17 protein-coding genes are annotated in these 19,440 nt (G+C 65.1%); 12 read left to right on the top strand and 5 right to left on the bottom strand.

The window, feature by feature from the left end; genetic code table 11:
- Positions 1-6: 6 nt before the first annotated feature.
- Positions 7-1,662, top strand: a complete 1,656-nt coding sequence (gene recN, locus K6T56_11305) for a DNA repair protein RecN (protein ID MCL6556932.1) — start codon at positions 7-9, stop codon at positions 1,660-1,662.
- Positions 1,663-1,763: 101 nt separating this feature from the next.
- On the opposite strand, the gene fur is transcribed toward recN, so the two are convergent.
- On the bottom strand, positions 1,764-2,207 hold the full coding sequence (gene fur, locus K6T56_11300) for a ferric iron uptake transcriptional regulator (protein MCL6556931.1): 444 nt from the start codon (positions 2,205-2,207) through the stop codon (positions 1,764-1,766).
- A gap of 116 nt (positions 2,208-2,323) precedes the next feature.
- On the opposite strand from fur, the gene K6T56_11295 reads away from it, so the two are divergent.
- From K6T56_11295 to K6T56_11270, 6 genes are all read left to right on the top strand, one after another.
- The gene (locus tag K6T56_11295; GenBank protein ID MCL6556930.1) at positions 2,324-2,788 is read left to right on the top strand and encodes an outer membrane protein assembly factor BamE; all 465 of its coding nucleotides are present in this window, start codon (positions 2,324-2,326) and stop codon (positions 2,786-2,788) included.
- A 30-nt stretch (positions 2,789-2,818) separates the two neighbouring features.
- Positions 2,819-3,625, top strand: a complete 807-nt coding sequence (dapB, locus tag K6T56_11290) for a 4-hydroxy-tetrahydrodipicolinate reductase (GenBank protein MCL6556929.1) — start codon at positions 2,819-2,821, stop codon at positions 3,623-3,625.
- A gap of 116 nt (positions 3,626-3,741) precedes the next feature.
- A complete protein-coding gene (carA, locus tag K6T56_11285) occupies positions 3,742-4,875 on the top strand; it encodes a glutamine-hydrolyzing carbamoyl-phosphate synthase small subunit (protein ID MCL6556928.1) in 1,134 nt (377 codons plus the stop codon).
- Positions 4,876-4,944: 69 nt separating this feature from the next.
- Entirely contained in the window at positions 4,945-8,157 is a 3,213-nt protein-coding gene (carB, locus tag K6T56_11280; protein ID MCL6556927.1) for a carbamoyl-phosphate synthase large subunit, read from the top strand.
- A 24-nt stretch (positions 8,158-8,181) separates the two neighbouring features.
- Positions 8,182-8,658, top strand: coding sequence for a transcription elongation factor GreA (greA, locus tag K6T56_11275; protein ID MCL6556926.1), 477 nt, complete (start codon positions 8,182-8,184; stop codon positions 8,656-8,658).
- A 23-nt stretch (positions 8,659-8,681) separates the two neighbouring features.
- Positions 8,682-9,128 (top strand): DUF4149 domain-containing protein, encoded by a 447-nt coding sequence (locus K6T56_11270; protein ID MCL6556925.1) that lies wholly within the window; start codon positions 8,682-8,684, stop codon positions 9,126-9,128.
- A gap of 33 nt (positions 9,129-9,161) precedes the next feature.
- Here K6T56_11270 and yhbY read toward each other — a convergent pair whose 3' ends face one another.
- Positions 9,162-9,458, bottom strand: a complete 297-nt coding sequence (gene yhbY, locus K6T56_11265) for a ribosome assembly RNA-binding protein YhbY (protein MCL6556924.1) — start codon at positions 9,456-9,458, stop codon at positions 9,162-9,164.
- 32 nt (positions 9,459-9,490) lie between these two features.
- Here yhbY and K6T56_11260 point away from each other — a divergent pair, with 32 nt between their 5' ends.
- The 5 genes from K6T56_11260 (at position 9,491) to K6T56_11240 (ending at position 16,692) form a co-directional block, all read left to right on the top strand.
- Positions 9,491-10,147, top strand: a complete 657-nt coding sequence (locus K6T56_11260; protein MCL6556923.1) for an RlmE family RNA methyltransferase — start codon at positions 9,491-9,493, stop codon at positions 10,145-10,147.
- A gap of 50 nt (positions 10,148-10,197) precedes the next feature.
- A complete protein-coding gene (ftsH, locus tag K6T56_11255; protein ID MCL6556922.1) occupies positions 10,198-12,090 on the top strand; it encodes an ATP-dependent zinc metalloprotease FtsH in 1,893 nt (630 codons plus the stop codon).
- Between the two features lie 40 nt (positions 12,091-12,130).
- Complete coding sequence (gene folP, locus K6T56_11250; protein ID MCL6556921.1) at positions 12,131-12,958, top strand: dihydropteroate synthase; 828 nt, start codon at positions 12,131-12,133, stop codon at positions 12,956-12,958.
- Positions 12,955-14,319, top strand: a complete 1,365-nt coding sequence (glmM, locus tag K6T56_11245) for a phosphoglucosamine mutase (protein MCL6556920.1) — start codon at positions 12,955-12,957, stop codon at positions 14,317-14,319. Before folP ends, glmM begins: the two co-directional genes overlap by 4 nt.
- A gap of 78 nt (positions 14,320-14,397) precedes the next feature.
- Positions 14,398-16,692 (top strand): bifunctional diguanylate cyclase/phosphodiesterase, encoded by a 2,295-nt coding sequence (locus tag K6T56_11240; protein MCL6556919.1) that lies wholly within the window; start codon positions 14,398-14,400, stop codon positions 16,690-16,692.
- A 117-nt stretch (positions 16,693-16,809) separates the two neighbouring features.
- Here the strand turns inward: K6T56_11240 and pstB are convergent, their stop codons facing one another.
- The 3 genes from pstB to pstC are packed head-to-tail and all read right to left on the bottom strand — an operon-like array spanning position 16,810 to position 19,416.
- Positions 16,810-17,625 (bottom strand): phosphate ABC transporter ATP-binding protein PstB, encoded by an 816-nt coding sequence (gene pstB / locus K6T56_11235; protein ID MCL6556918.1) that lies wholly within the window; start codon positions 17,623-17,625, stop codon positions 16,810-16,812.
- Positions 17,626-17,636: 11 nt separating this feature from the next.
- Positions 17,637-18,482, bottom strand: coding sequence for a phosphate ABC transporter permease PstA (gene pstA / locus K6T56_11230; GenBank protein MCL6556917.1), 846 nt, complete (start codon positions 18,480-18,482; stop codon positions 17,637-17,639).
- A 1-nt stretch (position 18,483) separates the two neighbouring features.
- Positions 18,484-19,416, bottom strand: a complete 933-nt coding sequence (gene pstC / locus K6T56_11225; GenBank protein ID MCL6556916.1) for a phosphate ABC transporter permease subunit PstC — start codon at positions 19,414-19,416, stop codon at positions 18,484-18,486.
- Positions 19,417-19,440 lie beyond the last annotated feature (24 nt).

The following is a 19,440-nucleotide window of genomic DNA, read 5'->3' as shown; positions in this document are numbered from 1 at the left end:
CCGGCCATGCTGATCCACCTCTCCCTTCGGGATTTCGTCATCATCGATCACATTGAGCTCAATTTCGAGCCGGGCTTCACCGTGCTCACCGGCGAGACCGGCGCCGGGAAGTCCATTCTCATCGATGCCCTGACGCTGGTGCTGGGGGACCGGGCGGAGGCCAGCGTGGTCCGGCCGGGCTGCCAGCGGGCGGAGATCGCCGCCCTCTTCGACATCTCGCGTCTGCCGGAAGTGGCGGACTGGCTCAAGGTGCAGGACTTGGCGGGGGACGAGGGGCAATGCCTGTTGCGCCGGGTGGTGGAGGCTTCCGGCCGCTCCCGCGCCTTCATCAACGGCCACGTGGCCACCCTGCAGCAGCTTCGGGAGGTGGGCGAGCGCCTGGTGGACATCCACGGCCAGCATGCCCACCAGAGTCTGCTCAAACCCGCCGCGCAAAGGGCACTCCTGGATGCCTATGCCGCCCTAGACGTGCTCGCGGGTCTCGTCGCCGATCTTCACCGGGAATGGCAGGAACTTGCCCGCCAGCGGGAGCTTGCCGAGCGCGGTGCCGCCGAGCTCGCGCGGGAACGGGAAGAGCTGGAATGGCAGGTGGGGGAACTTGAGGCCCTGAATTTCAGCGAGGAGGAATGGGCGGCATTACAGGCGGAGCACGCGCGGCTTTCCCATGCGGCCACACTCATCGAAGGCGCCCGGGAGGCGGTGGAGCTGATCTCGGAAACGGATCTTTCGCTCCTTTCCCAGCTTTCGGGGCTCATTGCCCGGCTGAAGCATCTGAGCCAATACGACCCCGCCCTGGAGGAGGTGCTGCAAATCCTCGAGCCCGCGGAGATCCAGGTGCGGGAGGCGGCCTATGCCCTCACCCATTACCAGCAGCGGCTGGAGCTGGATCCGGCGCGCCTTGCCGAATGCGAGGAACGGCTGGAGGCCATCCATCGCGCCGCCCGCAAATTCCGCGTCACCCCCGAGCGTCTGCCCGCCCTGCTGGAGGAGGCGAGGGAGCGGTTGAACCGCCTCGCCGAGGCGGCGGATCCTGCCGGGCTTGCCCGGCGCGAGGCCCAGGCTGCGGCGCGTTACCGGGAGGAGGCGGAGAAACTCAGCGCCGAGCGCGCGAAGGCGGCGGCGGAGCTATCACGCAAGGTCACGGCGACTCTGCAGGAGCTGGCGATGAAGGGGGGACGCTTCGAAGTGGCCCTGGTGCCCCTGCGGGAAGGGGCGAGCTTCGGCCTGGAAAATGTCGAGTTCCGGGTCGCCGCCCATGCCGGAGCACCCTTGAGGCCTCTGGCCAAGGTAGCTTCCGGCGGGGAGCTTTCCCGGGTGAGCCTCGCCCTCGAGGTGGCGGCGGTGGATGCCACCGCCGTGCCCACCCTGATTTTCGACGAGGTGGACGTGGGCATCGGCGGCGGCGTGGCGGAAATCGTCGGCGACCTGTTGCGGCGCCTGGGAGAACACCGGCAGGTGCTGTGCGTCACCCATCTGCCCCAGGTGGCGGCACAGGCGGATCACCATTTCCGGGTGTGGAAGGAAAGCGGGGAGGGAAAGACCGTCTCCCGCATCGAGATCCTGGATCGGGCAGGGCGGGTGGAGGAGATCGCGCGCATGCTGGGTGGCGTGGACATCACCGACACCACCCGCGCCCATGCCGCCGAACTCCTGTCCCGGTAAGCAGGCAGGGATCGCCTGAGTGTGATGCCGGGGGTGAATCAGCCCCATCGTGCCCCGGGAAAGCGCTGCCGCGACGCCGTTGCGCCGGTGAGCTTTCCCCCTCAGGGGGCGGCCTTTCTCTCGCGGTAGGGACAGTTTTCCTTGGTGCAGTCCGCGTAGATGTAGAGGGAGTGCTCGTGGATGGAGAAGCCCCGCTCGCGGGCGATGCGTTCCTGCCGCTTCTCGATTTCCGCGTCGTAGAACTCCTCCACCCGGCCGCACTGCAGGCAGACCAGGTGATCGTGGTGGCCGCCCTGGTTGAGCTCGAAAACGGCCTTGCCGCTTTCGAAATGATGGCGGATGAGGAGCCCGGCCTGCTCGAACTGGGTGAGCACCCGGTAGATGGTGGCCAGACCGATGTCCGCATCACCCTGTTTGAGGAGCAGACGATACACGTCCTCGGCCGTGAGGTGGCGCACATCGCTGGTTTCGAACAGGCTCAGGATTCTGAGGCGGGGCAGGGTGGCCTTGAGCCCGACGTTCTTGAGTTCCCGCGGGTCCGTCATGGTCTTTCCGGTGGTACGTCCTGGAACAATGATAGGCGGTTTGCCCCCCGGCGAAAAGCGCTGCGCACAAGGCTTTCCGGCGACGTTATAATCCCTTTTTCCCTCTAAACCTTGCCATGCGTCCCACCGTCCTCTTCCTGAGCCTGTCCCTTGCGGGCTGTTCCATCACCTCCCTTGCGCCCGAGCCCTACAAGGTGGAGATTCAGCAGGGCAATGTCATCACGCAGGAGATGGTGGCGCGCCTTGCCCCCGGCATGACCCGCGCCCAGGTGCGGTTCCTGCTGGGCTCACCCCCCATCGTCGATCCCTTCCATGCCGACCGCTGGGACTATGTGTATCGCTATGCGAAGGGGCACAAGCTCATCGAAGAAAGGAAACTGAGCCTGTTTTTCCAGAATGATCAGCTCGTGCGTGTGGCCGGTGACGTGGCGCCCCTGAGCGCTGAGGAAGCGGCGCAGTCGGTGGGGGCGCGCAAGGTGAGCGAAATCGTGTTGGACAAAGTGGACCCCGACGCCCCACCGGCGCCTGCGCCCGAGGAAAAAGGCTTCTTTGGGCGCCTCATCGAGCGCCTGGGGTGGTAGGCGGGGTGCCTGAAAAAGGGGAAGGAGACCATGCTGAATATCGCCATTGCCGGGGCCTCCGGCCGGATGGGGCGGGCGCTCATCGAAGCCGTGAGCCAGTCTGCCGACCTGCGTCTGAGCGCGGCCCTGGAACGTCCGGGCAGCCCCTTTCTGGGCAAGGATGCCGGGGAACTCATCGGCGCCCCCTGTGGTGTGCTGATCCGGGATGATGCGGCGGCGGCTCTTTCGGCAAGCGACGTCCTCATCGATTTCACCCGTCCCGAGGCCACCCTCGCCCATCTCGCCCTCTGCCGCTCCCGCGGCACGGCCATGGTGATCGGCACCACCGGCTTCACCGCCGAGCAGAAGGAAACCATCCGCGAGGCCGCCGCCGATATCGGCATCGTCTTCGCGCCCAACATGAGCGTGGGCGTCAACGTGGTGTTGAAGCTCCTTGACATGGCGGCACGGGTGCTCGACGAAGGCTTCGATGTGGAGATCATCGAGGCCCATCATCGGCACAAGGTGGACGCCCCTTCCGGCACCGCGTTGCGCATGGGCGAGGTGGTGGCCGCCGCCCTCGGCCGGGACCTCAAGACCTGCGCCGTCTACGGCCGCGAGGGCATCACCGGTGAGCGGCTTGCCACCACCATCGGTTTTGCCACCGTGCGCGGGGGCGACATCGTCGGCGAGCACACCGTCATGTTTGCCGGCATCGGGGAACGGATCGAAATCACCCACAAGGCCTCCAGCCGGGCTACCTTCGCCATGGGGGCACTGCGCGCCGCGCGTTTCCTCGCCGACGGCAGGCGGGGTCTGTACGACATGCAGGATGTGCTGGGGCTCAAGGACCGCTGACCGGCTCGGGCGCGTTGTCACCCTGCTGGCAATCCGGTAAAATTTAAAAGCTTACGGAAGCGGGGAAGGCGCATGGCCTTTCCCGCTTCTTGTGTATCTGGTACTGGAGTTTGCCCGTGTCCACAGCCGCCCCCGCCCTGCTCGTTCTCGCCGACGGGACCGTGTTTCGCGGGCTTTCCGTGGGGGCCGAGGGGGTGGCGGTGGGTGAGGTGGTGTTCAACACCGGCATGACGGGTTACCAGGAAATCCTCACCGATCCCTCCTACACCCGGCAGATCGTCACCCTCACCTATCCCCACATCGGGAACGTGGGCACCAACCCGGAGGACGAGGAGTCCGATCGTATCTATGCGAGCGGCCTGGTAATCCGCGATTTAGCCATGCGGCCCAGCAGTTGGCGCAGCCGGGAGGATTTGGGCAGCTATCTGCGCCGACATGGCATTCCGGCCATCGCCGGCATCGACACGCGCCGGCTGACCCGCCTGTTGCGGGAAAAGGGGGCGCAGAACGGTTGCCTGATGGCGGGGAAGGTGGATGAAGCGCACGCGTTGGAGCGGGCGCGGGCTTTTCCTGGCCTCGCTGGCATGGATCTGGCCAAGGTGGTGAGCTGCCAGGCACCCTATGTCTGGGAGGAAAAGACCTGGGTGCGGGGAAGCGGCTTTCCCCGCCTGGAAACGCCCCAGTATCACGTGGTCGCTTACGATTATGGGGTCAAGCGCAACATCCTGCGCATGCTGGCGGCGCGGGGCTGCCGGCTGACGGTGGTGCCGGCGCAGACCTCCGCCGCGGAAGTGCTCGCCCTCAAGCCCGACGGCGTGTTGCTCTCCAACGGCCCGGGGGATCCGGAGCCCTGCGACTACGCCATTCGCGCCATCCGCGATCTGCTGGCCGCGGGGGTGCCCACCTTCGGCATCTGCCTGGGGCACCAACTGCTGGCGCTGGCTTCCGGTGCGCGCACGGTGAAAATGAAATTCGGCCATCACGGCTCGAATCACCCCGTGCAGGACCTGGACAGCGGGCGGGTGATGATCACCAGCCAGAACCACGGCTTCGCCGTGGACGCGGAAACCCTGCCGGACAATCTGCGGGCGACCCACGTCTCGCTTTTCGACGGCAGCCTCCAGGGCATCGCTCGCACCGACGTGCCGGCCTTCGGCTTCCAGGGGCATCCGGAGGCGAGCCCCGGTCCCCATGACGTGGCGTATCTGTTCGACCGCTTCGTCGCGTTGATGAAAGAGCGAAAAGCCTGAAGCCCGGGATGGGCGGAGGTCACGGCGTAAAGCCGTGGAAAACTCCGCGTATACCGTGGTGAAAACCTTATGCCCAAACGTACCGACATCCACAGCATCCTCATCATCGGCGCCGGCCCCATCATCATCGGCCAGGCGTGCGAGTTCGACTATTCCGGCGCCCAGGCCTGCAAGGCGCTGCGGGAGGAGGGCTACAAGGTCATCCTGGTCAACTCCAACCCCGCCACCATCATGACCGATCCGGGCATGGCGGATGTGACCTACATCGAACCCATCACCTGGCAGGTGGTGGAGAAAATCATCGAAAAAGAGCGCCCGGATGCCCTGCTGCCCACCATGGGCGGGCAGACGGCGCTCAACTGCGCCCTCGATCTCGCCAAGCACGGTGTGCTGGACAAATACGGCGTGCAGATGATCGGCGCCTCACGGGAAGCCATCGACAAGGCGGAGGACCGGGAAAAATTCAAGCAGGCGATGGAGAAAATCGGCCTGCAGTGCCCCCGCGCCGCCCTTGCCCATTCCATGGAGGAAGCGCTGCAGGTACAGGCCATGGTGGGCTTTCCCACCATCATCCGCCCCTCCTTCACCATGGGCGGCACCGGTGGCGGCATTGCCTACAACATGGAGGAGTTCGTCGCCATTTGCGAGCGCGGCCTGGATGCCTCGCCCACCCGGGAGCTTCTGATCGAGGAGTCGGTGATCGGCTGGAAAGAGTACGAGATGGAGGTGGTGCGGGATAGGAACGACAACTGCATCATCGTTTGCTCCATCGAAAACCTCGATCCCATGGGGGTGCACACCGGCGATTCCATCACCGTGGCACCGGCGCAGACCCTCACCGACAAGGAATACCAGCTCATGCGCGATGCCGCCATCGCCGTGTTGCGCGAGATCGGGGTGGAAACAGGCGGCTCCAACGTCCAGTTCGCGATCAACCCCAAAGACGGGCGCATGGTGGTCATCGAGATGAACCCCCGTGTTTCCCGTTCCTCGGCCCTGGCTTCCAAGGCTACCGGTTTCCCCATCGCCAGGGTCGCCGCCAAGCTGGCAGTGGGTTACACCCTGGACGAGCTGAAAAACGACATCACCGGGGGACGTACGCCGGCCTCCTTCGAGCCCAGCATCGACTACGTGGTGACCAAGATTCCCCGTTTTGCCTTCGAGAAGTTCCGCCAGGCCAATGACCGCCTCACCACCCAGATGAAATCCGTGGGCGAGGTGATGGCCATCGGCCGCACCTTCCAGGAGTCGCTGCAGAAGGCCCTGCGCAGTCTGGAGACGGGCGCCGACGGGCTCGATGAGAAGACCAGCGACCGCGACACCCTCGAGGCTGAGCTGGGCAACCCGGGTGGGGAACGCATCTGGTATGTCGCCGATGCCTTCCGCTGGGGCATGCCCTTCGAGGAAATCCAGGCCCTCACCCACATCGACCCCTGGTTCCTGGCTCAGATCGAAGACCTGGTGCGGCGCGAGGAGGCACTGAAGGGCCGCACGCTGGAATCCCTCTCCCGGGAGGAGCTGTGGGAGCTCAAGCGGCGCGGCTTCTCCGACCGGCGCCTGGCCAAGCTGCTCAATACCGACCAGCACGCGGTGCGGGCGCGCCGCTGGGCGCTCAACATCCATCCCGTCTACAAACGCGTCGATACCTGCGCCGCCGAATTCGCCACCGACACCGCCTATCAGTACTCCACCTACGAGGAGGAATGCGAGGCCAACCCCAGCAACCGGGACAAGATCATGGTTTTGGGCGGCGGCCCCAACCGCATCGGGCAGGGTATCGAATTCGACTACTGCTGCGTGCACGCGGCGCTGGCTATGCGCGAGGATGGTTATGAAACCATCATGGTGAACTGCAATCCGGAGACGGTCTCCACGGATTACGACACCTCCGACCGGCTCTATTTCGAACCCCTCACCCTGGAGGACGTGCTGGAGATTGTGCGGGTGGAAAAACCCAAGGGGGTGATCGTCCAGTTCGGCGGCCAGACACCGCTGAAACTGGCACGCGACCTGGAGGCCAATGGCGTGCCCATCATCGGCACGACACCCGATGCCATCGACTGCGCCGAGGACCGTGAGCGTTTCCAGCAGCTTCTCCATGCGCTGGGCTTGAAGCAGCCGCCCAATCGCACCGCGCGCAGTGCCGAAGAGGCGATGCGGCTTGCCGAGGAAATCGGCTATCCCCTGGTGGTGCGCCCCTCCTATGTCCTCGGCGGCCGCGCCATGGAAATCGTGCATGAGCAGGCCGATCTCGAGCGTTACATGCGCGAGGCGGTGAAGGTTTCCAACGATTCGCCGGTGCTGCTCGACCGTTTCCTCAATGACGCCATCGAGGTGGACGTGGATGCCATCAGCGATGGGCAGGATGTGCTGATCGGTGGCATCATGGAACACATCGAGGAGGCTGGCGTCCATTCCGGCGACTCCGCCTGCTCATTGCCGCCCTTCAGCCTCAGCCAGAAAATCCAGGACGAGCTGCGCCGGCAGACGGTGAAACTGGCCCGCGCCCTCAACGTGGTGGGGCTGATGAACATCCAGTTCGCCATCCAGAACGACACCATCTATGTGCTGGAGGTGAACCCACGGGCTTCGCGCACCGTGCCCTTCGTTTCCAAGGCGTGTGGCCTGCCGCTGGCGAAGATCGCCGCCCGCTGCATGGCCGGCCGCAGCCTGCGCGAGCAGGGCGCCTTGAAGGAGGTGGTGCCGCCCTATTATTCGGTGAAAGAGGCGGTGTTCCCCTTCGTCAAGTTCCCGGGCGTGGACCCCATGCTGGGGCCGGAGATGAAATCCACCGGCGAGGTGATGGGGATCGCCAACACCTTCGGCGAAGCTTTCGTCAAATCGCAGCTTGCGGCGGGAACGAAGCTGCCCAGCGGCGGCAAGGTGTTCATCAGTGTGAAGCCACAGGACAAGATCAAGTCCATCGAGGTGGCGCGCCAACTCGCCGAGCTGGGGTTTTCCCTCTGTGCCACCCGCGGCACCGCCGCTGTGCTGCAGGCGGCGGGTTTGGCGGTGCAGGTGGTGAACAAGGTTCCGGAAGGCCGTCCCCACATCGTGGACATGATCAAAAACCGGGAAATCGCCATGATCATCAACAGTGTCGAGGACAAACGGGCGATCCAGGATTCTGCTGCCATCCGCGCCGCCGCCCTGGCCTACCGGGTGACCTACTTCACGACCCTGGCGGGGGCGCGCGCCGCGGTGACCGGCATGCAGCACATGCGTGAGCTGACCGTGTGCGCCCTGCAGACGCTGCATGCGCGTCTGCAACAGGGGGCATAGCGCCTGCAAGTTCGAGGAGAAGCCATGAGCAAAATTCCGTTGACCGTGACCGGCGCCGAGAAACTGCGCGCCGAACTGCATCGTCTGAAAACCGTCGAGCGTCCGGCCGTGATCAGTGCGATTTCCGAGGCCCGCGCCCACGGTGATCTTTCCGAAAATGCGGAATACGATGCCGCCAAGGAAAGGCAGAGTTTCATCGAGGGCCGGATCGCCGAGCTGGAAAGCAAACTCGCCAATGCCCAGATCATCGATCCCCGCCTGCTGGATGCGGAAGGCAGGGTGGTCTTCGGCGCCACCGTCGATCTGCAGGACCTGGAAAGCGGGCGAAGAGTGACCTACCAGATCGTCGGCGATGACGAGGCGGACCTGCGCGAGGGCAAGATCTCCATCAGCTCGCCCATCGCCCGCGCCCTCATCGGCAAGTTTGCCGGCGACATCGCCGAGGTGCAGGCGCCGGGCGGCGTGCGGGAATACGAAATCCTGGACGTGCGTTATGTCTGAGGCGGCGACCCTGCCAGCTTGAGATGGCGAATCTGCAAAGACTTTCCACCATCGCCGTGGTGCTCTGGGTGGGTAGCCTGTGGGCGATCGGCTTCATCGCCGCGCCCACCCTCTTTGCCGCCCTCGGCGACCGCCAGCTCGCCGGCATGCTGGCGGGCAGGATGTTCACCGTGACCGCCTATGTGGGCATGGGCTGCGGGGCTTATCTTTTGTTTTTCCGCCTGCTAAGCCAGGGCATGGCGGCCATGAAGCAGCTCACTTTCTGGCTCGTTTTTGCCATGCTGGTGCTCACCCTCATCGGCCATTTCGGCATCCAGCCCATTCTGGAGGGCCTGAAAATTCGAGGTGACGCGGCGCAGCTCATGCACAGCGTCACCGCCGACCGTTTCGCCCGCTGGCATGGCATTGCCAGCATCCTTTTCGTCGTGCAGAGTGTGCTGGGACTTCTTTTGGTGCTGCGCAGCCGCTAAAGCAGCCGGCCGCACCGGGTAGGGTGCGCCCTTTCAGGCGGGCAGGACGAGGCGGGGTTTGTCGCCCGGACGGTAGAGGACGAGAATCTTGCCGATGTGCTGCACCACGGCGGCGCCGAGGGCCTGCGAAATGGTGGCCAGCATGGCGCTGCGGCTTTCGCGGGCCTCCCCGGCGGCCTTGACCTTGATGAGCTCGTGGGCCTTGAGGTTCCTGTCGATTTCCCGCAGCACAGCCTCGGTGAGACCGGCTTCCCCGGTGAGCACCACCGGACGCAGGCCGTGGGCCCGGGCCCGCAGGAAACGGCGCTGGGCAGGGGTGAGCTCGAGCATGGCAATGGCGGGAAAAAGGGGAAGTCTACAGGATGAAACGGACGAAGACCAGCCGCGCCTGGATGGCCGAGCACGTCAACGATCCCTATGTCCAGCGGGCCAAACGGCTGGGTTACCACTCCCGCGCCGCCTTCAAGCTGCTGGAGATTGACGCCCGGGATCATCTACTCAAGCCCGGGGCGGTGGTGGTGGATCTGGGTGCCGCCCCCGGCGGCTGGAGCCAGGTGGCGGCGCAGAAGGTGGGGCCTGCCGGCCGGGTGATCGCCGTCGATCTGTTGGAGATGGCGCCCGTTGCGGGGGTCGTTTTTCTTAAGGGGGACTTCACCGACCCCGCCGTGGCGGCGCGGCTTGAGGCTGCCCTGGGGGGGAGGGGGGTGGACCTTGTGCTGTCCGACATGGCCCCCAATATCAGCGGCATTGGTGCTGCCGACCAGGCGCGCCACCTCCATCTGGCGGAGATGGCCATGGCCTTCGCCCTGGGAAGGCTCAAGCCGGATGGGGTTTTCCTGGTAAAACTTTTTCAGGGTTCCGGGTTCGAAGCCTTTGTCCGGGAGGCACGGGAGCATTTCCGCCAGGTCTGCCTGCGCAAGCCCGAGGCCTCGCGTCCCCGCAGCCGGGAGGTCTATCTCCTGGCGCGCCAGCTGCGGCAGGCGGGCCCAGGTTGCCCTGGCGGCGGGGAAAGGGTTTAGAATGGGTCAAAAACCCGGTACCGATATTTTATTTTGCGTGGGGTGTTGCCTTGAATAACATGTTCAAAACCGTCGCCATCTGGCTCATCATCGGCATGGTCCTGATGATGGTATTCCAGCAGTTCGGCCAGCGGCGCGTGGTCGCCAGCCACATGGAGTTCTCGACCTTCGTCCAGGAGATGAAGGCGGGGACCATCGAGCGCGTCCAGTTGGAAGGCAACGCCATCAAGGGCCGACGCACCGACGGCACGACCTTCACCACCTACGCCCCCGCCAACTATCTCTGGCTGGTGGACGACCTCCTCAAACACAACGTGCGCGTGGACGCGAAACCGCCCGAGGAACCGTCCATGCTCACCAGCATCTTCATCTCCTGGTTCCCCATGCTGCTTCTGATCGGCGTGTGGATTTTCTTCATGCGGCAGATGCAGGGCGGGGGCAGGGGCGGCGCCTTTTCCTTTGGCAAGAGCCGGGCGCGCATGCTCGATGAATCGGCGAATACAGTCACCTTCGCCGACGTGGCCGGTTGCGACGAGGCCAAGGAGGAGGTGGCCGAGCTCGTGGAATTCCTGCGCGATCCGGGCCGCTTCCAGAAACTGGGCGGGCGCATTCCCCGCGGCGTGCTGATGGTGGGCTCGCCAGGTACGGGCAAGACCCTGCTTGCCAAGGCGATTGCCGGCGAGGCCAAGGTACCTTTCTTCTCCATCTCCGGTTCCGATTTCGTCGAGATGTTCGTCGGCGTGGGTGCGGCGCGGGTGCGCGATATGTTCGAACAGGCGAAGAAGAACGCACCCTGCATCATCTTCATCGACGAGATCGACGCCGTCGGCCGGCAGCGCGGCGCGGGACTCGGGGGAGGCAACGATGAGCGCGAGCAGACCCTGAACCAGCTCCTGGTGGAGATGGATGGCTTTGAGGCCAATTCCGGCGTCATCGTCATCGCCGCCACCAACCGGCCCGACGTCCTGGACCCGGCGCTGTTGCGCCCCGGCCGCTTCGACCGGCAGGTGGTGGTGCCGCTGCCCGACATCCGCGGGCGGGAGCAGATTCTCTTGGTGCACATGCGCAAGGTGCCCATTGCCCCTGATGTCCGCGCCGATGTCCTGGCACGGGGCACGCCCGGTTTCTCCGGTGCCGATCTCGCCAACCTGGTGAACGAGGCCGCCCTGTTTGCCGCCCGCGCCAACAAGCGGCTGGTGGACATGGAGGACTTCGAGCGCGCCAAGGACAAGATCATCATGGGCACGGAGCGCAAGTCCATCGTCATGCCCGAGCACGAACGGCGCAACACCGCCTACCACGAGGCGGGGCATGCGGTGGTGGCCAAGCTTCTGCCGAAGACCGACCCGGTGCACAAGGTGACCATCATTCCCCGCGGGCGCGCCCTCGGCGTGACCATGCAACTGCCCACCGAGGACCGCTACAGCATGGACCGTGACACCATCCTGCAGAACATTGCCGTGCTCTTCGGTGGTCGCATCGCGGAGGAGGTGTTCATGAACCAGATGACTACCGGTGCGGCCAACGATTTCCAGCGCGCCACGGAAATGGCGCGGCGCATGGTGACCGAGTGGGGGATGTCGGAAACCCTGGGTCCCATGGTCTATGGGGAAAACGAGGGCGAGGTGTTCCTCGGCCGCTCCATCACCACCCACAAGAATGTCTCCGAAGCCACCATGCAGAAGGTGGATGCGGAAATCCGCCGCATCATCGATGAGCAGTATGCGCTGGCGCGCAAGCTGATCGAGGAAAACCGGGACAAGGTGGAAATGATGGCGCAGGCGCTTCTGGAGTGGGAAACCCTCGATGCCGATCAGGTGAACGACATCATGGAAGGCCGCGCGCCGCGTCCGCCCAAGCCCGCCACACCGCGGCCCAATCCGGCGGATGCCACGCCGCCGGGGGCGGCCGCGCCCACCACCAAGCCTCTAGAAGAGACCTGAGCCAGACGGCCGCCTCCGGGCGGCCCTTTCTGTGACGGCCATGCTGCGCTGCGGCCGCTTCACCCTTCCTCTCACCCGCCCATTGATCATGGGCATCGTCAACGTCACGCCGGATTCATTTTCCGACGGTGGCCGTTTCTTTGCGAGCGATCGGGCCATCGCCCATGGCCTCACCCTGGTCGGGGAGGGGGCCGATCTCCTCGACATCGGGGGTGAATCCACGCGCCCGGGAGCGGCACCGGTGCCCCTAGATGAGGAACTCGAGCGGGTGCTGCCGGTGGTGGAAGGGCTGCGGCAAGCGGGTGTGCCGCTGTCCGTGGATACGCAAAAACCCGCCGTGATGCGGGCCGCCCTCGCCGCGGGGGCGGATATGATCAACGATGTCAACGCCCTGCGCGCGGCCGGCGCCGTGGAGGTGGTGGCCCCCACCAACGCCGCGGTCTGTCTCATGCACATGCAGGGCGAGCCGCGTACCATGCAGCTTTGCCCCACCTACACGGATGTGGTGGGGGAGGTGCGCGATTTTCTCGACGAGCGGCTGAAGGCGCTTGAGGCTGCGGGCATTGCCCGTGAACGCATCGTCATCGACCCCGGGTTTGGCTTCGGCAAGAATCTTCAGCATAATCTCGACCTGTTGCGCCGCCTGGACGCGTTCGCCACCCTGGGGGTGCCGGTTCTCGCCGGCCTCTCCCGCAAATCCATGCTGGGTCAGATCACCGGCAAAGCGGTGGAGGACCGGCTTCATGCCAGTGTGGCCGCGGCCCTGATTGCCGCGCTGAAAGGCGCGCGTATCCTGCGCGTGCATGATGTGGCGGCCACGCGCGACGCGCTGGCAGTGCTGGCGGCAGTGCAAGGATGGGGAGAATGAGCAGAAAATATTTCGGCACCGACGGCGTGCGGGGCACCGTGGGCGAGGCGCCCATCACGCCGGAATTCGTCATGCGCCTGGGTTATGCCGCGGGACGCATCTTCGCCGAGGCCGACCGGCGGTTCCATGGCGAGCGGCCTTCCGTGATCATCGGCAAGGACACCCGCATTTCCGGCTACATGCTGGAATCGGCGCTGGAGGCGGGCCTGTCTGCCGCCGGCGTGGATGTGCTGTTGCTGGGGCCGATGCCGACGCCCGGGGTGGCCTATCTCACCCGCGCCCTGCGCTGCCAGGCGGGGATCGTCATCTCCGCTTCCCACAACCCCTATCCCGACAACGGCATCAAATTTTTCGGCCCAGGGGGGGTCAAGCTACCGGACCGAACCGAGCAGGCCATCGAGAAGCTGCTGGACGAGCCCCTGCGCTGCCAGACGGCGGAGCGCTTGGGCAAGGCGCGCCGGGTGGACGACTCCGACGGCCGTTACATCGAATTCTGCAAGAGCACCTTCCCCAATGAAATGGACCTGCGGGGGCTGAAACTGGTGGTGGACTGCGCCCATGGGGCCACCTACCACATCGCCCCCCATGTCTTCCACGAGCTGGGGGCGGAAGTGGTCCCCATCGGTGTCAAGCCGGACGGGCTCAACATCAACGCCCAGTGTGGTTCCACCCACCCGGAGACGCTGAAGCAGGCGGTTCTCAGCCACCAGGCCGACCTGGGCATCGCCTTCGACGGCGATGGTGACCGGGTGATCATGGCGGATGCCGAAGGCACCCTCTATGACGGCGATCTTCTGCTTTACATCATCGCCCGCCAGCGTGCCCGTGAGGGCAACCTCAAGGGTGGCGTGGTGGGCACCCTGATGACCAACCTGGGTCTGGAGCACGCCCTGCGAAAACACAAGATCCCCTTCGCCCGGGCGCAGGTGGGTGACCGTTACGTGCTGGAGATGCTGGAGGAAAAGGGCTGGCAGCTCGGGGGTGAATCCTCCGGCCACATCATCTGCCGCGACCGGCACACCACCGGGGATGGCATTATCTCCGCCCTGCAGGTGTTGAAGGCCCTGCGTGCCCAGCGCCAGACCCTGAAGCAGGCCACACGGGACGTCACCCTTTATCCGCAGCGGCTGATCAACGTGAAAATCGCCAAAGGCTTCGACTTCCGCGAAAGCCTGCCGGTGCAGAAGGCGCTGGTGGAGGCGGAAGCCGATCTGGGCGGGCAGGGGCGGGTGTTGTTGCGCAACTCCGGTACCGAGCCCGTGTTGCGCGTCATGGTCGAAGGCCGCGATCCCCAACGGGTGGAGCGCTGGGCCCAGCGCATTGCCGAAGTGGTGCAGGAAGTGGCCGGTGCCCACCGTTAGGCGCCTGGCCTTGCCGCGCGCCGCGCTTTTCCGCTGCGCGAGCCTTGCGCCCTGATGGCGGGCGGCGACGAGGCGAGAATGCGCTGGAATGTGAGTTTCCGCACCCGGGTTTTCGGCGCCTATCTGGTGGTGCTTCTGCTCGGCCTGCTGCTCGCCGGCTGGGTCATGCACACCGGCGAGCGGGTGCGCGCTGCGGCGCTTGCCGTGGCCGAAAGGGAGCTGCCGCCCCTGCGTGCCATGAGCCGCCTGCAGCGCGACCTGCAGGCACAGGAAACCCTCCTCTACGCCGCTTATGCCAGCGGCGACCGCAATCTCCCCCTTTCCCGCTATGCCGAGGTGGACCAGCGCTGTGTCGAGGCGCTGGGGCTGCTGCGGCGTCACCGGAGCGGGGACGTCAAGGCGCTGGAAGCCTCCTACACCGCGCTCTACGAGGCGGCCCGGGCCCTCGATGAGGCGCTGGCCCGGGTACCGGCGGACCGCCTGGCCGCCCAGTCGGCTCTTGAGCGCGCCAGCCAGGCGGTGCGCGAACTCGATGCCCAGCTTGCCGCGCGCATCGGGGAAACGGAGGTCCGCCTGGAAAGAGCCGTGCGCGAGGTGGAGGCGGCAGCACGGCAGATGCAGGTGGGGGTGGGGCTCGTGGCGGCGGCCATCTTCCTCGTCTCCCTTTTCGTGGGCTATTACATCGAACGTTATCTGCGGGAGCAGCGGGAGCGTCAGCTGCTGGCCGAATTTCCGGAGCGCCACCCGCAGCCGGTGATCCGGCTGTCCCCCACGGGCAAGGTGTTGTATGCCAATCCCGCCACGCAGGGTTTGCTGGCGCGCATCGGCGCCGCCGGGGCGGATGCACGCGCGCTGCTGCCGCCGGGGCTGGCACGGCGTCTGGCGGTGTTGCGCAAAAAGCACGACTGCTCGGAGGTGTGGGCCTATGAGGTGGGGCAGGGGGTGGCCCTGGAATGCCATGTCCACTGGCTTGCGGATTTGCAGGTCTTCCACGTCTACGTGGCGGATGTCACCGAGCGGCGCCGGGCCGAGGAACAAAGTATCCGCCAGGCCTATCACGACCCCGTCACCGATCTGCCCAACCGACGCATGTTCCAGGAGACGGTGCAGGCCGTGCTGTACGCACCCGACCGGCCGGCCGCCCGCGCCGCCATTCTCCTCATCGGCCTCGACCGCTTCCGGCTGGTGGTGGACAGCCTGGGCCATGACGTGGGTGACCAACTGCTGCGCGCGGCGGGCGCACGGCTTACTGAACTCCTCGCCTGCGAGCGGGAGCAGGTGCATGGCTGCACCCTCTACCATTTCGGCGGCGATCTCTTCTGCGTCCTGCTGCCGGCCTTTGCCCTCGAGCAGAACCCCGTCCTGCTGGCGGAAAGACTGCTAGAAGGTCTGCACCAGCCTTTCTATGTGGGGGGACGGGAACTCAACCTGGGTGCCTCCATCGGCATCAGTGTCTTCCCCCTCGACGGTCAGGAGCCTTCCCTGCTTCTGCGCAATGCGGAGGCGGCGCTGGAACGCGCCCGTAGGCAGGGAGGTGACCGCGTGCAGTGCTACACACGGGATATGAACGAACGTGCCGAGGAGTGGCTGCGGCTGGAAAACGAGCTGCGCCATGCGGAGGAGCTGGGCGAGTTCCGGCTTTATTATCACGCCCAACTGGACGTGGCCAGCGGGCGCGTCCTGGGGGCGGAAGCCCTGCTGCGCTGGCAGCATCCGCGGAGGGGGTTGCTGGCGCCGGCGGAGTTTCTCCACCTCGCCGAGGAATCGGAACTCATCACCCGCATCGGCACCTGGATTTTGCGCAATGCCTGTGCCCAGGCCAGACGTTGGCATGACGAAGGACTGCGGGGACTCACGGTGGCGGTGAATGTCTCCGCCCGCCAGTTCGCGCTGGAGACCCTGCCGCAGTTGGTGGCGCAGGTGTTGCGGGAGACGGGGCTTGGTGCGGAGAGCCTCGAAATCGAGATCACGGAAACCACCGCCATGCAGGATGTGGCGCGCACCACCGCGGTCCTCCACGAGCTCAAAAGGCTGGGGGTGCGTCTCGCGGTGGACGACTTCGGCACCGGTTTTTCGTCCTTAAGCTATCTCAAGCGTTTCCCCATCGACCAGCTCAAGATCGACCAGTCCTTCATCCACCACCTGCCGGAAGACGAGGACGACGCGGCCATCGTGCGTTCGGTCATCACCCTTGGCCACAGTCTGGGACTCAAGGTGCTGGCGGAAGGGGTCGAATCGGAGGCGCAGCTAGCCTGGCTGCGGGGTGCCGGCTGTGATGCCTATCAGGGGCATCTTGCCGCCCCACCCCTCGACGAGGCGGCCTTCCGGCGTTTTGCGCGAAAGGCGGCAGGCGTACCCCGCACGGAGGGCTAGGGCCTTTGCCATCGAGCTGGGAGGTCGCCCAGGCGGCCTCTTGCCAGCCTGATCTGGGGGCAGCTGCTCGTGCGCTCCCGTCCCTGCTGGCAGGAGGCAGGGGGTCCCAGCGCCTCGTCAGCCGAACTTGCCGGTGATGTAGTCTTCCGTCGCCTTCTGCCGCGGCGTGGTGAAAATCGTGTCGGTGTCGCCGAATTCGATCAGCTCGCCCATGTACATGTAGGCGGTGTAGTCGGATACGCGGGCTGCCTGCTGCATGTTGTGGGTGACGATGACGATGGTGTAGTCCACCTTGAGCTCGTGGATGAGCTCTTCGATGTGGGCCGTGGAGATGGGGTCCAGTGCCGAGGCGGGTTCATCCAGAAGCACCACTTCCGGCTTGACGGCAATCGCCCGCGCAATGCAAAGCCGCTGCTGCTGGCCGCCGGAGAGGCTGTTGCCGGATTGTTTCAGCTTGTCCTTGACCTCGTTCCACAAGGCGGCCTTGCGCAGCGCCCACTCCACCCGCTCGTTCATCTCATGGCTCGACAGCCGCTCGTAGAGGCGGACGCCGAAGGCAATGTTGTCGTAGATGGACATGGGGAAGGGAGTGGGTTTCTGGAACACCATGCCCACCTTGGCGCGCAGACGGTTGAGGTCCTGGCGCGGATCAAGGATGTTTTCGCCATCGAGGATGATTTCCCCCTCCGCGCGCTGGTTGGGGTAGAGGGCATACATGCGGTTGAAGGTGCGCAGCAGGGTGGATTTGCCGCAGCCGGAAGGGCCGATGAAGGCGGTGACGCGGTTTTGCGGTATCTCCAGGCTGATGTTCTTCAGCGCGTGAAACTTGCCGTAATAGAAATTGAGGTTGCGTACCGTGATTTTGGCGGGAGGCTGCACCCGCGGCGGTCGCGTCTCGTCGAGGGGAGGGAGGGATGCGATTTTGCTTTGCATGGTCGTCTTTCTCAGGCGAGCCCGCCCCTTTGCCGGAAGAGGATCCGGGCGATGATGTTGAGGATCAACACGCCAATGGTGATGAGCAAGGCGCCGGCCCAGGCCAAGCGCTGCCAGTCCTCATAGGGGCTCATGGCGAACTGGAAGATGACCACCGGCAGGTTGGCCATGGGCGCGTTGAGATTGGTGTTCCAGAACTGGTTGTTGAGGGCGGTGAAGAGGAGGGGTGCGGTTTCGCCGGCAATGCGTGCCACCGCCAGCAGCAGGCCGGTGAGGATGCCGGCGCGGGAGGCACGCAGTGTCACCAGCAGGATGACCTTCCATTGCGGTGCGCCCAGGGCAGCTGCGGCTTCGCGCAGGCTGTTGGGCACCAGCTTCAGCATGTTCTCGGTGGTGCGCACCACCACCGGGATGACGATGAGGGAGAGGGCGAAGGCGCCGGCCCAGCCGGAGAAATGCCCCACCCTGATCACATACACCTCGTAGATGAAAAGGCCGATGACGATGGACGGCGCCGACAGCAGGATGTCGTTGATGAAGCGGGTGACTTCGGCCAGCCGGCTTGCCCGGGCGAATTCGGCAAGGTAGATGCCGGCGAGGATGCCCACCGGCGTGCCGATCAGGGTGGCAAGGGCCGTCATGATGAGGCTGCCGGCAATGGCATTGGCAAGCCCCCCCTGGCTGCCGGGAGGGGGCGTCATGTGCGTGAAGATGGCCGGGCTCAGGTTGATCAGCCCCAGCTTGAGCAGGGTCCACAGAATCCAGCCCAGCCAGAACAGGCCGAAGGCCATGGTGAGCATGGACACGGTGAGGTTGAAGGCGTTGATGAAACGACGGCGGGCGTAGAGGGAAAACATCTCAGCTCTGCTTTCCTTCCTGACGGGCGAGCCGCAGCAACAGCAGCTTGGAGAAGGCCAGCACGACGAAAGTGATGAAGAAGAGAATGAGGCCCAGTTCGATCAGCGCCGCCACGTGCAGATCGGTGGTGGCTTCCGTGAATTCGTTGGCGAGCGCCGAGGCGATGCTGTTGCCCGGCATCATGAGGGAGGTGCTGAATTGGTGAGCATTGCCGATGACGAAGGTCACCGCCATCGTCTCACCGAGGGCACGGCCCAGACCGAGCATGATGCCACCCACCACACCGATCTTGGTGTAGGGCAGGACCACATGGCGCACCACTTCCCAGGTGGTGGCACCCAGGCCGTAGGCCGACTCCTTCAGCATGGGCGGCACCACCTCGAAGACGTCGCGCATCACCGAGGCGATGAAGGGAATCACCATGATGGCGAGGATGATCCCGGCGGTGAACAGGCCGATGCCCATGGGGGCGCCCTCGAAGAGGAAACCGATCAGGGGTTTGCCGCCCAGGTGTTCGATGAGCCACGGCTGCACGGTTTCCTGCAGCACCGGTGCCAGCACGAAGAGCCCCCACATGCCGTAGATGATGCTGGGAATGCCGGCCAGAAGCTCGATGGCAATGCCCAGTGGTCGCCGCAGCCAAAGGGGGGAGAGCTCGGTGAGAAAGAGGGCAATGCCGAAGCTCACGGGCACGCCGATCAACAGCGCGATGGCAGAAGTGGCCAGGGTGCCGAAGATGGGCACCAGCGCACCGAACTCCCCGGTGACCGGATTCCATTCCGGGCTGAAGAGGAAAGCAAAGCCAAAAGTCCTGATGGCGGGCCAGGCCCCCACCGCCAGCGCCACCAGAATGCCCGCCAGAAGCGCCAGAACCAGCAAGCGCGGATTCAAGTTTGAAGTGCAATTTTGATTAACGGGTAGGTGGGTCAGAATGTGCGAGCATTTTGCCCCATCAAC

This window comes from Burkholderiales bacterium (assembly GCA_023511995.1).
Taxonomy (GTDB): Bacteria; Pseudomonadota; Gammaproteobacteria; order Burkholderiales; family Thiobacteraceae; genus Thiobacter.
Note: the sequence above shows the minus strand (reverse complement) of the source record. Positions and strands in the feature narration are given on the sequence as shown.

Excerpts from the sequence above, each read along its gene's own strand:
- recN (MCL6556932.1), top strand. The coding sequence starts at position 7 with ATGCTGATCCACCTCTCCCTTCGGGATTTCGTCATCATCGATCACATT.
- fur (MCL6556931.1), bottom strand. The coding sequence starts at position 2,207 with ATGACGGACCCGCGGGAACTCAAGAACGTCGGGCTCAAGGCCACCCTG.
- K6T56_11295 (MCL6556930.1), top strand. The coding sequence starts at position 2,324 with ATGCGTCCCACCGTCCTCTTCCTGAGCCTGTCCCTTGCGGGCTGTTCC.
- dapB (MCL6556929.1), top strand. The coding sequence starts at position 2,819 with ATGCTGAATATCGCCATTGCCGGGGCCTCCGGCCGGATGGGGCGGGCG.
- carB (MCL6556927.1), top strand. The coding sequence starts at position 4,945 with ATGCCCAAACGTACCGACATCCACAGCATCCTCATCATCGGCGCCGGC.
- greA (MCL6556926.1), top strand. The coding sequence starts at position 8,182 with ATGAGCAAAATTCCGTTGACCGTGACCGGCGCCGAGAAACTGCGCGCC.
- K6T56_11270 (MCL6556925.1), top strand. The coding sequence starts at position 8,682 with ATGGCGAATCTGCAAAGACTTTCCACCATCGCCGTGGTGCTCTGGGTG.
- yhbY (MCL6556924.1), bottom strand. The coding sequence starts at position 9,458 with ATGCTCGAGCTCACCCCTGCCCAGCGCCGTTTCCTGCGGGCCCGGGCC.
- K6T56_11260 (MCL6556923.1), top strand. The coding sequence starts at position 9,491 with ATGAAACGGACGAAGACCAGCCGCGCCTGGATGGCCGAGCACGTCAAC.
- folP (MCL6556921.1), top strand. The coding sequence starts at position 12,131 with ATGCTGCGCTGCGGCCGCTTCACCCTTCCTCTCACCCGCCCATTGATC.
- glmM (MCL6556920.1), top strand. The coding sequence starts at position 12,955 with ATGAGCAGAAAATATTTCGGCACCGACGGCGTGCGGGGCACCGTGGGC.
- K6T56_11240 (MCL6556919.1), top strand. The coding sequence starts at position 14,398 with ATGCGCTGGAATGTGAGTTTCCGCACCCGGGTTTTCGGCGCCTATCTG.
- pstB (MCL6556918.1), bottom strand. The coding sequence starts at position 17,625 with ATGCAAAGCAAAATCGCATCCCTCCCTCCCCTCGACGAGACGCGACCG.
- pstA (MCL6556917.1), bottom strand. The coding sequence starts at position 18,482 with ATGTTTTCCCTCTACGCCCGCCGTCGTTTCATCAACGCCTTCAACCTC.